The organism is Micromonospora sp. AMSO31t (assembly GCF_008868175.1).
Lineage (GTDB): Bacteria > Actinomycetota > Actinomycetes > Mycobacteriales > Micromonosporaceae > Micromonospora.
On record NZ_WBKT01000153.1, the window covers coordinates 1 to 13,867 of the forward strand.

General features: G+C 75.0%; 13 protein-coding genes and 1 pseudogene. 8 read left to right on the forward strand and 6 right to left on the reverse strand.

Going from position 1 to position 13,867, the window contains the following annotated elements:
• Window positions 1-856: sterol desaturase family protein (locus F8274_RS25010; protein ID WP_225853960.1), on the forward strand; the 856-nt coding region annotated here is incomplete at its 5' end.
• Entirely contained in the window at window positions 853-1,506 is a 654-nt protein-coding gene (locus tag F8274_RS25015; protein WP_151464814.1) for a lysoplasmalogenase family protein, read from the forward strand. The genes F8274_RS25010 and F8274_RS25015, both read left to right, overlap by 4 nt.
• A 94-nt stretch (window positions 1,507-1,600) precedes the next feature.
• Here the strand turns inward: F8274_RS25015 and F8274_RS32100 are convergent, their stop codons facing one another.
• From F8274_RS32100 to F8274_RS25030, 4 genes and pseudogenes are all read right to left on the reverse strand, one after another.
• Window positions 1,601-1,864 (reverse strand): hypothetical protein, encoded by a 264-nt coding sequence (locus F8274_RS32100; protein ID WP_225853962.1) that lies wholly within the window; start codon window positions 1,862-1,864, stop codon window positions 1,601-1,603.
• A gap of 115 nt (window positions 1,865-1,979) precedes the next feature.
• A pseudogene (locus F8274_RS32705) lies at window positions 1,980-2,153 on the reverse strand (PKD domain-containing protein); the annotation flags it as partial.
• Window positions 2,154-2,284: 131 nt separating this feature from the next.
• The gene (locus F8274_RS25025) at window positions 2,285-2,599 is read right to left on the reverse strand and encodes a hypothetical protein (protein WP_151464816.1); all 315 of its coding nucleotides are present in this window, start codon (window positions 2,597-2,599) and stop codon (window positions 2,285-2,287) included.
• A gap of 113 nt (window positions 2,600-2,712) precedes the next feature.
• The gene (locus F8274_RS25030; protein WP_151464817.1) at window positions 2,713-3,585 is read right to left on the reverse strand and encodes an NAD(P)-dependent oxidoreductase; all 873 of its coding nucleotides are present in this window, start codon (window positions 3,583-3,585) and stop codon (window positions 2,713-2,715) included.
• A 177-nt stretch (window positions 3,586-3,762) separates the two neighbouring features.
• Here F8274_RS25030 and F8274_RS25035 point away from each other — a divergent pair, with 177 nt between their 5' ends.
• Complete coding sequence (locus F8274_RS25035; RefSeq protein ID WP_151464818.1) at window positions 3,763-6,000, forward strand: FUSC family protein; 2,238 nt, start codon at window positions 3,763-3,765, stop codon at window positions 5,998-6,000.
• Here the strand turns inward: F8274_RS25035 and F8274_RS25040 are convergent.
• Window positions 5,925-6,734 carry a hypothetical protein gene (locus F8274_RS25040; protein ID WP_151464819.1) on the reverse strand — a complete coding sequence of 270 codons (810 nt, stop codon included), beginning with the start codon at window positions 6,732-6,734 and terminating at the stop codon, window positions 5,925-5,927. The genes F8274_RS25035 and F8274_RS25040 overlap by 76 nt on opposite strands.
• 109 nt (window positions 6,735-6,843) lie before the next feature.
• On the opposite strand from F8274_RS25040, the gene smpB reads away from it, so the two are divergent.
• The 3 genes from smpB (at window position 6,844) to F8274_RS25055 (ending at window position 9,264) form a co-directional block, all read left to right on the forward strand.
• Complete coding sequence (gene smpB / locus F8274_RS25045; protein ID WP_151464820.1) at window positions 6,844-7,326, forward strand: SsrA-binding protein SmpB; 483 nt, start codon at window positions 6,844-6,846, stop codon at window positions 7,324-7,326.
• A gap of 88 nt (window positions 7,327-7,414) precedes the next feature.
• Window positions 7,415-7,990: a helix-turn-helix domain-containing protein gene (locus F8274_RS25050; protein WP_151464821.1), complete on the forward strand. Its 576-nt coding sequence runs from the start codon at window positions 7,415-7,417 to the stop codon at window positions 7,988-7,990.
• Window positions 7,987-9,264 (forward strand): MFS transporter, encoded by a 1,278-nt coding sequence (locus F8274_RS25055; RefSeq protein WP_151464822.1) that lies wholly within the window; start codon window positions 7,987-7,989, stop codon window positions 9,262-9,264. Before F8274_RS25050 ends, F8274_RS25055 begins: the two co-directional genes overlap by 4 nt.
• Before the next feature lie 12 nt (window positions 9,265-9,276).
• Here the strand turns inward: F8274_RS25055 and F8274_RS25060 are convergent, their stop codons facing one another.
• A complete protein-coding gene (locus F8274_RS25060) occupies window positions 9,277-11,922 on the reverse strand; it encodes a glycoside hydrolase family 3 N-terminal domain-containing protein (protein WP_225853961.1) in 2,646 nt (881 codons plus the stop codon).
• 223 nt (window positions 11,923-12,145) lie between these two features.
• Here F8274_RS25060 and F8274_RS25065 point away from each other — a divergent pair, with 223 nt between their 5' ends.
• Together F8274_RS25065 and F8274_RS25070 are read left to right on the forward strand one after the other, a co-directional pair.
• Complete coding sequence (locus F8274_RS25065) at window positions 12,146-13,390, forward strand: glycoside hydrolase family 16 protein (RefSeq protein ID WP_151464824.1); 1,245 nt, start codon at window positions 12,146-12,148, stop codon at window positions 13,388-13,390.
• A gap of 157 nt (window positions 13,391-13,547) precedes the next feature.
• Window positions 13,548-13,867 (forward strand): GNAT family N-acetyltransferase (locus F8274_RS25070; protein ID WP_151464825.1); only part of this gene is annotated, 320 nt, incomplete at its 3' end.

The window sequence follows — 13,867 nt, forward strand, 5'->3', positions numbered from 1 at the left end:
CCCCCGCCACCCGAAGGGAAGCCCGAGCATGATCCCCGCCGTGCTCTACGCCGTCCCGGCGTTCCTGCTGCTCGTCATCATCGAGGCGGTCTCCTACCGGTTCCTCCCCGACGACGACGAACGCGGCTACGAGCTGCGCGACACCACCACCAGCCTCTCCATGGGGCTGGGCAGCCAGATCATCGGCTTCCCCTGGAAGCTGCTCACCGTCGGCATCTACGCCGCGCTGTGGGTGGTCGCGCCCGTGCACCTCTCCCCCGGCGACTGGTGGACCTGGGTGATCGTCTTCTTCGCCGACGACGTCGCCTACTACTGGTTCCACCGGCTGCACCACGAGGTCCGCGTGCTGTGGGCCAGCCACGTGGTGCACCACTCCAGCGTCTACTACAACCTCTCCACGGCGCTGCGGCAGAGCTGGACGCCAATGACCTCACTGCCGTTCTGGCTGCCCCTGGCGCTGCTCGGCATCCCGCCGTGGATGATCTTCCTGCAGCAGTCGATCAGCCTGCTCTACCAGTTCTTCCTGCACACAGAGCGGGTGAGCGTGCTGCCGCGGCCGATCGAGTTCATCTTCAACACGCCCTCGCACCACCGGGTGCACCACGGCTCCAACGCCGAGTACCTGGACCGCAACTACGGCGGCATCCTCATCGTCTGGGACCGGCTGTTCGGCTCCTTCGAGCCCGAGCGGGCCCCGGCCCGGTACGGGCTGACCAAGAACATCCAGACCTACAACCCGCTGCGGGTGGCCACCCACGAGTTCGCCGCGATCTGGTCGGACGTCCGGCACGCCACCTCCTGGCGGGCCCGGCTCGGCTACGTCTTCGGCCGGCCCGGCTGGCAGCCGGCCCGGTGAGGCGCCCCTGGCTGGCCCTGTTCGGGGTCGTCGCCCTGGTCGAGCTGGTCGGGGTCGCGCTCGACTCGACGCCGGCGCAGTGGCTGGCCAAGCCGCTGCTGGCGCCGCTGCTGCTGGCGTACCTGTGGGACCGGCGACGCCGGCTCGACCCGGTGGCGCTGGGCCTGGTGGCCGCCACCGCCGGAGACGTGGCCCTGCTCGTGCCGGGACGGGCCGCGTTCCTGGCCGGCATGGGGTGCTTCCTGGTCACCCAGGTCGCGTTCCTCACCGCCTTCCTGCGCCGCCGCCGGCCGCCGGTGGCGGCGGTGGCCGGCTACCTGCTCGCCTGGGCCGGCGGGAACGCCCTGCTCTGGGGCGCGCTGGGTCCGCTGCGGCTGCCGATGCTCGGCTACAGCCTGGCGCTGTCCCTGATGGCCGCCGCCGCGACCGGGGTGTCCCGGCGTGCGGCGGCCGGCGGGGCGTTCTTCCTCGTCAGCGACCTGCTCATCGGGGTGGGCGCGGCGGGCAGCGACTTCGCCGGACGGGACCTGCTGGTCATGACCACCTACGCGGCGGCGCTCCTGCTGATCACCACGGGCTGGGTCGCCGCCACGGCGGGGCGACCGGCCCGGCCCCCGTGGCCGGCCCCGGCCACGCAGCCCGCGCTCTGACCGCCCCGGACGGCGGCGGTGGCGGTGTCCGAGGTCTCCGGCACCGCCACCTGCCGCGTCCGGCGTCGCCCACCCCCGTGCCGGCGTCGCCGGCTCAGCTGACCCGGACCGGGGGCGAGAGCAGCTCGTTGTCGGCCGGGAGGGCGTCCCGGTTCCGCAGCACCGCGGCCACCGCCCGGAAGGTGAGCTTCCCGGCGGTCCCGTCCTCCGCCGTGACCACGTACCGGAAGGAGAAGGTGGTGCCCTTGCCCCGTCCCACCGGAACCGGCTGCGTCTGGGCGCCGATCTCCTCGTATCCGTACGGGCCGCTGCGGTAGAGGCGGACCTCGACGTCCTCGGCGTACCGGGCGTTGCGCACCGCGACGGTGACGCCGACGGTCTGTCCGACCCGCGCGTGTCGACGGCACGGCGAGCCGGTCGATCGCGACGTCGTGGGTACGGACCACCACCGGGTACGCGGCCGACGCGCTGCGCCCGTCGACCGTCCGCGCCGTCAACCGGACGCCGTAGTCGCCGTCGGCGGTGAACCGGTGGCGCGGGAACTGGGCGTCCGTCGTGGTCCCGTCACCGAACTCCCAGCGGTAGGAGGCGATCCCGAGACCGGCCGGGTCGTGGACCGAGGGCCAGAAGGAGACCGTGTCGAACATGCTGGGCTCGTAGCCCGGTGGGGAGAAGTCCACCTCCGGGTCCGGCGCGACGTCCAGCCGGAAGGTGACCTGCTCGGCGAAGTCCGCCCCGGTGCGGAACAGGTAGGTGGTGCCGGCCCGGGCCTCGAAGGTCACCGGCGCGTAGCCGTACAGCGGCCGGCCGTGACCATGCCGGTGGTGGTGGGTGTGTACGCGTACCACACCGTGCGGGTGGCGCCGAAGCAGGACGTGGGCTCGCCGTCCTGGGCGGTCGCCGTGCTGAGGTCCTGGACGTTCGAATACGGCAACGCGTCGACCGGTAGCGCGGCGGCGAAGTCGTCGTTCACCACCGTCGGGGTGAGATCTCCACTCCGCGGCGCGGCGAGGACCGCTCCCTGCCCCGCCACCAGCAGTGCGACCACACCTGCGCACGCGCCGGCGAGTCGTGCGACATGACGTCTGATCACCGATACTCCCCCTCACCCCTACTGGATGTGACCGTCCGACCGTAAGACGTGACGGGTCGCGGGGTGGTTAAGGCAACCTCTGGTTCCGGTTAAGGCGCGGTCCGGCGCGGAGGCTATCCCGTCGCCTCTCGGGCGAGGGCTCGCGTCACCACCGTGAGGTCGTCGCCGCCGAGGCCCTGCTCGACCGCGTGTCGCCACTCGCCGGCCAGGGCCTCGGCGGCCGGGAACCGCCCGGACGGCACCTCGCGCAACGCCAGGTCCACGTCCTTGAGAGCCAGGGCCAGGGAGTACTGCGTCGTGTAGTCGTCGCCGGCGATCCGGTCCAGCTTCTCGGCCGCCCAGGGCGACACCAGCGGGCTGCCCCGCAGGGCCCCCTGCACGGTGCCCGGGTCCAGGCCCAGCGCGCCGCCGAGGGCGACCGCCGCGGCGAGCCCCTCGTTCACGAAGGCCAGCAGCAGGTTGTTGACCAGCTTCAGCCGCGACCCGGCGCCGACCGGCCCCACCCAGACGGTCCGCTGCCCGACCGCGTCGAAGACGGGCGCCACGCGGTCCCGCACCTGCTCCGGGCCGGAGGCGAGGACGACGAGCCGGCCCTGTTCGGCCGGGCCGCGGCTGCCCGCCACCGGCGCGTCCACCAGGGTCACGTCGGGGCGCTCGGCGCCGACCAGCTCGGCCAGGCGCGCGGTCGCGGTCACCCCGATGGTGCTCATCTGCGCCCAGACCGCCCCCTCGGGCAGCGCGGCCAGCATGCCCTGGTCGACGGCGATCGCGCGTACCGCGTCGGCGTCGGTCACCATGGTCACCGCCACGTCGGCCCGGCGGACCGCCTCGGCCGGGTCCGCGGCGACCTCGGCGCCCCGGTCGCCCAGCGCGCGGGCCGGCTCCGGATGCCGGTTCCACACCACCGTCGTCAAGCCGGCCCGGACGAGATTCGCCGCCATCGGCGCACCCATGCCACCGAGCCCGAGCACCGCCACCCGCGTCATCCGCCGCTCCCCCGCCTCGCCTACCGGGCAGCCTAGGCGCACGGGAACGGGGCGGCGTCCCGATCGCGGACACGCCCTCGTCGGTCCAACCGGGAAACGCCACCGCCCCCGACCCGATAGAGTCCCGGAAGCAGACGACCCGCCCCCCGGGAAGACCTGGTGGGGAGCGGTGTGGGCATGCGTCGACGACCCGGCGGGGAGCTGCGGGACCGGCTGCGCCGGCGCGACCCGGGCTACCGCCTCGTCCGCCGGGCGGCCCGGCTGACCGTCGTCGCCTCCCTCACCTTCTACGGCTGCCGCTACGGCCTGGGCAACGTCACCCTCGCCACGTACGCGCTGTTCGGCACGGTCGCCACCGGCAGTTTCGCCCAGCTGCCGGGGTCGGCCGCCGTGCGGGCGCGCACCCTGCTGGCGGCCGTACCGGTGGCCTGGGCGCTCGTGGCGGTCGGCACGGTCCTGGCGGTCAGCACCGCGGCCGCGTCGGCCGGGATGCTCGTCATCGGGTTCGCCGTGGCGTTCGCGGGCGTCGGCGGTCCACGCCTCGTCGGGCTGGCCAACGCCCTCCAGCTCTTCTACATCCTGGCCTGCTTCCCGCCGTACCAGCCGGACACCCTCCCGGCCCGGCTGGCCGGCGTCACCCTGGGCGTCGTCCTGGTGGCGCTCGCCGAGGTGACGCTCTGGCCCGACCCGGCGCCGGTCTCCTTCCCGCAGCGCCTCGCCACGGCCGCGGGCGGCCTCGCGGACCTCCTCGACACGCTCGCGGAGGTGCTGGTCGCGCGGCCGGGCGCGGCCGAGGAGGCGGCGCGCCGGCACGCCCGGGCGGCCCAGCTGCTCGACAGGGTGCGGATGCCGCGACTACCGGTGACGGCACGCCCCACCTCGGCCGGTCGCCGCGACCGGGCCTGGCGGGACGCGGCGGCGGCCGCCCAGGAGGCGCTCGCGGTCGCCGAGTCCCTCGCGTCCCGGCCGGACGTCCCGGGCAGCGGAGACGCCGACCTGGCCGGCGCGCTCCGGCGGTGCGCGGCCTCCCTCCGCCGCTCCGCCGACATCGCGCTCCGCCGACCGGGCACGCCGGCCGCGGACGGGCCGGAGCCGGCCACCCCGCTGCCGCCGTCGTGGCGGGCCGCCGGCCCGGCCCGGCTGCGCGTGGACGCGGCGGTGCGGACGCTCGCCGACCAGGTGGGGACGTACGCGACGGCGGTCGGGATCGCCACCGGTCCGCGCGGTCGCCACGCCGCGCGGCCACCCGAGGCCGGCGCCGACCGGTTCTGGTACGCCGACCGCAGCACCTGGTCGCTGTACCGGCGGCGGTTCCGGGCGCACCTCACCCCGCGGTCGGTGTACCTGGAGGGAGCGGTCCGGCTCGCCGTGGCCCTGGCCGCCGCGCGGGTGATCGCCGGGGTGGTCAACCTGCAACACGGGTTCTGGGTGCTCCTGGCGACGCTCAGCCTCATGCGGGCCTCCGCTTCGGACACCCGGACCACGCTGCGCCCGGCGCTGGTCGGCACCCTCGCCGGGGGCGCCGCCGGCGGCCTGCTCCTGCTCGTCTCGCCGGAGCGGCAGGCGTACGCCGCCCTGCTGCCCCTGGCGCTCGTGCTGGCCTTCGGCGTCGGCCCGCTGCTCGGCCTGGGGTGGGCCCAGGCGCTGCTCACGCTGCTGCTCATCGTCGTGTTCGCCCAGCTCAACCCGTCCTCCTGGCAACTGGCCGGCGCCCGGGTGGTGGACGTGGCGATCGGCGCCGTGGTGGGCGTCCTCGCCGGCCTGCTGCTCTGGCCGCGCGGCAGCGGCGGCGAGCTGCGCCGTAACGCGGGCGCCTACCTGGCGGCGAGCGGGCGGGTCGCCGAGCGGATCGTCGAGGCGTTCGCGAGCGGCGCGGACGCGCGCGCCGCGGTCGCCGCGGCCCGCCGCGCGGAGGCGCTGGCCACCGCGTCCTTCGTCCAGTACCACGGTGAGCGCCACGACCCCCGGCTGTCGCACGTCGACTGGGACGCCGTGCTGACGGCCGCGCACCGCGCCGCCTACGGCGGGCAGGCGCTGCTCGCCGACCGCCGGCCCGGGGTGCTGGCCCCGTGGCCCGGCCCCGCGGCGGCGCTGGTCGGGTGGGCCACCCGTCTGCGCGACGGCTACGCCGACCTCGGCCGCCAGGTGACGCGGGGCCGGGTCGACCGGCCGCCCGCGTCGGCGGACCCGCCCGGTGACGTCGCGCGGCAGGTGCACGGCATGGTGCGCGACGGCGAGGACCGGCCCGAGGTGCTGGCCCTCGTGGAGGTCGACGGCTGGCTCGCCGACCTCGACGGTCACCTGCGCCGCGCCGGCACGGCGCTGCCCGACGAGCCGGCTCAGCCGATGCGGCCCCCGGCGGTGACCAGCCACTCGCCGGTCTCCCAGTCCGACGGGCCGCCCACCACCCGGTAGCACAGGTCGAACCGGATCCCCAGCTCCGGCCACCACGGGTGGTGGACCGGCACCACGCGGAAGATGTCGTCCAGCCCGGGGAACGTGAGCCCCTCGGGCTCGGGGAACAGCTCCGCAAGCTCCGCCCGCGTCAGGTCGGTCCAGAGCGCGAACTGCCACTCGGTGCGGTCGCGCCACGCGTCGTGGACCAGCTCGAACCGGGGTTCCCGGCCGACGACGAAGCTCCGGATGTCGGCGCGCAGCTCGGCCGGGGTCGACGGGAGGACGAACGGCCACTCCTCGCCGGTCGGGTAGCGGTACATGGTCGAGGTCGCGGCGAGCGCCCGCACGAGGCCGCGCCACGCCTCGGACGAGGTCGTGGCGACGGGCAGGTTCACGCCGGTGTGGTCGACCCGCCGCACGTGCCCGGCGAGGCGGCGGGCCAGCTCCGCCACGTCGACCGTGGGCGCCGGCCCGGCGAGCGGCCCGGCGCCCTCGACGCCGAGGGACGGTCCGGGGTCGAACGTGACCACCGGCGCGGGCACGTCGGCCAGCCCGATGACGGTCAGCGGCCGGGCGCCGTCCGGACGCGGTGGGGTGAGGACCAGTCGCTCCACCGGCCCCTCGGCGGCGCCGGGCGGGCGGAGCGGCTCCGCGTACGGCACGTCGGCGAGCAGGGTGCGGAGCTGGTCGAGGAAGGTCTGCGCGGCGGGCGTCCGGGGCAGGCGGAAGGCGATCTCGCCAAGTCGGTCCATGCCCCGACGCTAGGAGGCGTGACGCCGGCCCGACACCCGCGGTCGGGCCGAATTTCGCACCGCGGCCCCGGGTATCCTGCTCGGCGTCGACGGACCGGGGGGTGAGGGTGTGGCCAGGGAGACCGGGCGCAAGCTCGTCGCCTCCAACAAGAAGGCGCGGCACGACTACACGATCCTGAAGACGTACGAGGCCGGGATCGTGCTGGCCGGCACCGAGGTGAAGTCGCTGCGGGAGGGTCGCGTGTCGCTGGTCGACGCGTTCGCCCAGGAGCGCGACGGCGAAATCATGCTGTACGGCCTGCACATCGCCGAGTACGGCTTCGGCACCTGGACGAACCACCAGCCCCGGCGCACCCGGAAGCTGCTGCTGAACCGCGTCGAGATCGCCCGGATCCTGGAGAAGCTGCGCGACGGCGGGGTCACCCTCGTGCCGCTGTCGATGTACTTCTCCAACGGCTGGGCCAAGGTCGAGCTGGGCCTGGCCCGGGGCCGCCGGTCGTACGACAAGCGCCAGGCGCTCGCCGAGCGGGACGCCAACCGGGAGATCGCCCGCGAGCTGGGCCGCCGCCTCAAGGGCCGCCGCCCCGCCTGATCCACCGCCGGCCGTGTGGCCGCCCCCGCGCCGGATCCAAATACAAGGCTTCTTGTACATCAGTCGTTGTGGGTCTAGCGTGGGCGGCATGGCGGACGAGCCGAACACCCTGCACCTCACCGATCCGAGGGCCATGCGGGCACTGGCCCACGAGACCCGGATCCGGCTCCTCGGCGAGCTGCGCATCCGCGGCCCGCAGACCGTGGGCATGCTCAGCGACGTCACCGGCGAGGCGGTCGGCTCGGTCAGCTACCACCTGGGCAAGCTGGCCGAGCACGGCTTCGTCGTGGAGGCGCCCGAGCTGGCCCGCAACCGCCGGGAGCGGTGGTGGCGGGCCGCGCACGCGCGCACCAACTGGGAGCCGGTGGAGCTGCTCGACGACCCGGAGCGGCGGCTCGCCTCCGACCTGCTGCGCCGGGCCTTCCTCCAGCGCTACGTGGCCCGGTTCGAGGCGTACCTCGACGCCGAGGCGTCCCTCGACCCGGCCTGGGTCCGGGGCACCACGAGCAGCGACAGCTTCCTCCACCTCACCCCCGACGAGCTCGTGGAGCTGCGGCGGGAGCTGTCCGAGCTGGGCAAGCGCTGGCAGGCCCGCAGCAACCCCGACCGGCCGGACGCGCGCACCGTCACCCTGATCTGGCAGGCCTACCGGGGGCCGCAGTGAGCCGCCGGTGGGCGCCCCTGGCCGGGCTGCTGACCGCGCACACGGTCTCGCTCACCGGCAACATGCTCACGCTGATCGCGCTGCCGCTCTACGTCCTCGCCGAGACGGGCTCCCCCACCGCCACCGGGCTGGCCGGCGCGTTCGCCACGGCCCCCGTGGTGCTCGGCGGGGCCTTCGGCGGCGTCCTCGTCGACCGGATCGGCTACCGCCGGGCCAGCATGCTGGCCGACCTGGTCTCCGGCGTGACCGTCGCCGCCGTGCCGCTGCTGCACGCCACGGTGGGGCTGCCCTTCCCGGCCCTGCTCGGGCTGGTGTTCGTCAGCGGCCTGCTCGACACCCCGGGCCAGACCGCCCGCACCGCGCTGCTGCCGGAGGCGGCGGCTGCCGCGGGGGTGCCCATCGAGCGGGCGATCGGCTGGTTCGGCGCCACCGAGCGCGGCTCCCGCCTGATCGGCGCGCCGGTGGCCGGCCTGCTGGTCAGCGCGCTCGGCGCGCTGCCGGTGCTGGCCGTCGACGCGGCCACGTTCGCCGTCTCGGCACTGGTGGTGGCGGTGCTGGTGCCGGCGAGCCTGCGGCCGTCCACCGACCACGACGCCCCCTCGGCCGGCTACTGGCGGGACTTCGCCGCCGGGCTGCGCTTCCTGGTCCGCGAGCCGCTGCTGCGCGCCATGGTGCTGCTCGTGCTGGTCACCAACCTCTTCGACGCCACCAAGAGCAACGTGCTCATGCCGATCGTCGCCACCCGGGACCTCGGCGGAGCGGCCGCGTTCGGCCTGCTGGTCGGCGCCATGGGCGGCGGTGCGCTGGTCGGTTCGCTGATCTTCAGCGCCGTCGGGCACCGGCTCCCCCGCCGCGCCACCTTCGTCACGGCCTTCGCCGTCTGCGGCGCTCCGCCCTTCTGGGCGCTCGCCGCCGCCCCGCCGCTGCCGGTGGTCGCCGCGGTCTGCGTGGTGTCCGGCCTCGCCGCCGGCGCGATCAACCCGCTCATCGGCGCGGTCGAGCTGGAGCGCGTCCCGGCCACCATGCGCGCCCGGGTCTACGGGGTGATCGGGGCCGGCGCCTGGGCGGCCATGCCCGTGGGCGCGTTCGGCGCCGGGCTGGCCGCCGACCGCGTCGGCACCACCACGACACTCGTCGCCATCGGCGCCGGCTACCTGCTGGTGGTGCTCACCCCGCTGCTCGGCGGCCCGTGGCGGGAGCTGCGCCGGCCGGTGGCGGCGGAGCCGGCCCGCCCCGACCGCGCCCCGGTGCCCGCACCCGCCACGACGGAGTGACGACCGGGCCGGTCAGACGGCGACGCGGGCCAGCAGGGTGAACGCCCGGACCGGGTCGCCGGTGAGCTGGGCGTGGTCGGCGTCCGCGATCAGCGCCGCCCAGTTGTCCGGCGCGCTCCCCCGCACCACGGCCGCCTGCGCGGCGTCCCGGGCCACCCCGAGGATGGCCTCGACCAGCGCGCCGTCCCGGTGGTCGGCGCCGAGCTGCCGCCCGAGCCGGTCCAGCACGCGGGGAGCGTCGCGCAGCGAACCGTCGGCGTTCCAGGCGGCCGGCGCGAGGGCCCCCCGCACCTGCGGCCGGTCGGCGGCCACGGCGGCCAGCCCGGCCCGGCCCGGGACGGTCCGCAGGCCCCAGCCGAACGGGAACAGCGGCCGGTAGTCGGCATCGCCGACGTTGACCGGCACCTGCGCCTCGTCCCGCGGCCAGCTCACCGGCAGCCGGCCGGTGAACGGGCGGCGGCCGAAGAGCACGTCGGCCACCCCGGCGCCCTCGCTGCCGGGCAGCCACGACGCCACCAGGGCGTCGATCTCGCCGAGCTGGTCGGTGAGCACCTGCGGCCGGCCGGACACCACCAGCACCACGCAGGTGGGCAGCGCCGTGCAGACCTTGTCGACGACCGCGCGGTCGGCGGGCTGGAGCCGGAGCGACTTCTCCTCCTGCTGCGGCACGCTGCACCAGCCGCACTCCGGGCCGCCGACGTCGCCGTAGCCCTCCGCGTACGGGGTCTCGCCGACCACCGCGACACCGACCTGGGCGCCGTCGGTGGGTGCCGAGGCGTCGGCGCTGTAGGTGACGCGGGCTCCCGGCGCGACCTGGCGGATCCCGTCCAGGATGGACGTGCCGGGTACGGCGTCGGCGCCGGAGACGCCCTGCCAGGTGACCGTCCACCCGCCGGCCTGGTTGCCGAGGTCGTCGGCGTTGCGCCCGGCCACGTAGAGCTTCGCGTCGCGGCGCAGCGGCAGGGCCCGCCCGCTGTTCTTCAGCAGCACCTGGGACTTGGCCACGGCCTCCCGGCCCACGGCCCGGTGTGCCGCGCTGCCGACCTGGTCCACGTCGGCCGCCGACGCGTACGGGTGCTCGAAGAGGCCCAGCTCGAACTTCTTGGTGAGGATCCGCCGGACCGCGTCGTCGATCCGGGCCGTGGGCACCCGGCCGGCGGTCACCTCGGCGAGGAGCAGCTGCTCGAACTGCTCGGCGTTGTACGGCTCCATGAACATGTCCGTGCCGGCGTTGACCCCGACCCGGACCTTGTACGCGGTCAGCCCCGCGGTCGTCGGCTCGGCGGGGTCGGGGATCTGGTGGATGCCCTCCCAGTCGGAGACCAGGAACCCGTCGAAGCCCAGCCGGCCCTTGAGCACGTCGGTGATCAGCTCGCGGTGAGCGTGCATCTTCGTCGGGTTGCCGAGCCCGTCCTCGGTCCAGTCCACGCTGGAGAAGGAGGGCATGACGCTGCCCACCTTGTGGGCCCGCACGGCCGGCAGGTACGGGGACAGGTCGACGCGGGCGAAGCGCGCCCGGTCGGTGACGGTCACCCCCTGGTCGATCGGGTACTTCTGCTCCCACCAGGGCTTGCCCTCGTTGGCGGCGGCGACCGCCTCGTCGTAGTCGGTGTCGCCGTCGCCCGCGTAGTGCTTCGCCGTGGCGAGCACCCGGTCGGTGTCGTCGAGCCGGCCGGGCCGGCCCTGCAGGCCGTCGATGACGGTCTCCATCGACACCACCAGCGCCGGGTCCTCGCCGAAGCTCTCGTAGCTGCGGCCCCAGCGCTCGTCCCGGGACACGCAGAGGCAGGGCGCGAAGTTCCACGGGATGCCGGTGGCGCGTACCTCGGCGGCGGTGGCGTGGCCGACCCGCTCGACCAGCTTCGGGTCGCGCGTGGCGCCGAGCCCGACGTTGTGCGGGAAGACGGTGGCGCCGACGACGTTTCCGTGGCCGTGCACGGCGTCGATGCCGTAGATCAGCGGGATCTGGAGGCGGGTGCTCAGCGCCTGCGCCTGGAGCCCGTTGACCATCTCGACCCAGGCGGCCGGTGTGTTGCTGGCGGGCGTCGAGCCGCCGCCGGAGAGCACCGACCCGAGCTGCCAGCGGGCGACGGCGGCCGGGTCGTCGGCGACGGCGGCCCGCTCGGCCTGGGTCATCTGGCCGATCTTCTCGGCGAGCGTCATCCGGCCCAGCAGGTCGGCGACCCGCCGCCGCACCGGCAGCCGCCGGTCGAGGTACGGCAGGCCGTGCGCGTCGACCACCACGGTGGGCGGGGCGGCGACGGTGGCCCCGTCGGCGGCGAGGGTCAGCGGCACGGTCTCGGCGGTCTCCGCCGCGCCGTCGGCGCGCAGGGCGACCGTGACCGAGCGGACGGCGCCGGACGGGCTGCCCCCCGGGAAGGTGAGCGTGCCGGAGTCGGCGGTGTAGTCGGCGCCGGGGGTGGCGGTGCCCGCGCCGGTGGCCCAGCGCACGGTGACCGCCGCGGCCAGGGGGCGTCCGTCGGAGGTGGACACCGTGAGGTCCACCGGCACCCGGGTTCCCTCCGCCGCCGCGTAGACCGGGCGGCCGGCGGTGACGGTGACCGTGCCGGCGTCGGCGGCCGCCGCGGGCGGGGCCGGCAGCAGGGCCAGCACCAGGACGCCGGCCGCGCCGAGCGCGGCCTGTCTGGGCAGTCTCATCTCGCGCCTCCACACGGGACCGGTCGCCCGGTGCCCCGTCGGCCCGGGTCCACCCAAGTCCCGGTTCCGGATCCTCCCGAACCGCATCGCATCACGTCAATGTTTCCGGCCGGTTCCGGAACCGGTCGCACCGGTTCAGGGAGCGCTCTCTTGACAGGTCCGAAGTTCATTCATAGCTTCATCGAAGTCTATCTCTATGGTTTGTTCACTGAAGGGAGGCACCGTGCGCAGCATCCGTACCATCGCCGCCGTGGCCCTCGCAGCCGTGGGCCTCACGGCCGCGCTCACCACCGTCACCGGCACCCCCGCCGTGGCCGCGCCCGGCGCGGTGACCTGGTCCGACGACTTCAACGGCGCCGCCGGGACGCCGCCGGACGCCAGCCGATGGCGGTACGACATCGGCGGGTCCGGCTGGGGCAACAACGAGCTGCAGTACTACACCAACAGCACCCGCAACGCCGCCCTCGACGGCAACGGCCACCTGGTCATCACCGCCCGCCGGGAGAACCCGTCCGGCTTCTCCTGCTGGTACGGCAGCTGCCAGTACACCTCGGCCCGGCTGCTGACCAACGGCACGTTCGCCCAGGCGTACGGCCGGTTCGAGGCGCGCATCAAGATCCCGCGCGGGCAGGGAATCTGGCCGGCGTTCTGGATGCTCGGCAACGACATCGGCACCAACCCGTGGCCCAACAGCGGCGAGATCGACATCATGGAGAACATCGGCCGCGAACCGTCCACGGTGCACGGCAGCCTGCACGGGCCGGGCTACTCCGGCGGCAACCCGCTGACCGGGCAGACCTCGCTCCCCGGCGGCCAGGCGCTCGCCGACGCGTTCCACACCTACACGGTCGACTGGGCGCCCGACTCGATCACCTGGTACCTGGACGGCGTGCAGTACTCCCGCAAGACCCCGGCCGACGCGGGCGGCAACCGGTGGGTCTTCGACCACCCGTTCTTCATGATCATGAACGTCGCGGTCGGCGGCAACTGGCCCGGCTCACCGGACGGCAGCACCACCTTCCCGCAGACCATGACGATCGACTACGTCCGGGTGCAGGCCTGGGACAACGGTGGCGGCGGAGGCGGCGGCACCGGCGGCCAGATCGTCGGCGTCGGCAACAAGTGCGTGGACGTGGCCGGCGCCAACACCGCCAACGGCACCGCCGTCCAGCTCTGGACCTGCAACGGCACCGCCGCCCAGCGCTGGACCTGGAACGCCGACGGCTCCGTCCGCGCCCTGGGCAAGTGCCTCGACGTCAGCGGCGGGTCGACCGCCAACGGCGCGAAGGTGCAGCTCTGGGACTGCAACGGCAGCGGCGCCCAGCGGTGGACCTTGCGCGCCACCGGCGACATCGTGAACCCGCAGGCCAACAAGTGCCTGGACGCCACGGGCGCCAGCTCCGCCGACGGCACCCGCCTGCAAATCTGGGACTGCACCGGCGGCGCGAACCAGAAGTGGCGCCGCTGACGACCCGCCCGTCAGGTTGATCATGAAGTTGTTGCCTTGGATTGCGCTTTCCAATGGCAACAACTTCATGATCGACGGGTTGGGGCGCCGGCACGGTTCGGGGCGCGGGTACCGTGAGGGCCCGTTGTCGGTGTGGGGTGGGTTGGGTGGTGCGGGCATGACGCTGGTCGTGGTGGACTCCATCGACACCGATCGGCTGGTGCTGGTGCCGCTGGCCGTCGCGCATGCCGAGGAGATGGCGGTCGTGCTGGGCGACCCGGCGTTGCACGCCTTCATCGGTGGCGCCCCGGCCGACGCGCCGGCCCTGCGCGCCCGCTACGAACGCCTCGTCGCCGGCTCGCCCGACCCCGCCGTCACCTGGTGCAACTGGGTTATCCGGCGCCGCGACGACGCGTGCCTGGTGGGCACCGTCCAGGCGACCGTCACCGAGCGCGTCGCCGAGATCGCCTGGGTGGTGGGCACACCCTGGCAGGGGCG

Coding starts and splice junctions, on each gene's coding strand:
- F8274_RS25030 (WP_151464817.1), bottom strand. CDS start 3,585: ATGACGCGGGTGGCGGTGCTCGGGCTCGGTGGCATGGGTGCGCCGATG.
- F8274_RS25050 (WP_151464821.1), top strand. CDS start 7,415: ATGGCGGACGAGCCGAACACCCTGCACCTCACCGATCCGAGGGCCATG.
- F8274_RS25060 (WP_225853961.1), bottom strand. CDS start 11,922: ATGAGACTGCCCAGACAGGCCGCGCTCGGCGCGGCCGGCGTCCTGGTG.
- F8274_RS25040 (WP_151464819.1), bottom strand. CDS start 6,734: ATGGACCGACTTGGCGAGATCGCCTTCCGCCTGCCCCGGACGCCCGCC.
- F8274_RS25035 (WP_151464818.1), top strand. CDS start 3,763: ATGCGTCGACGACCCGGCGGGGAGCTGCGGGACCGGCTGCGCCGGCGC.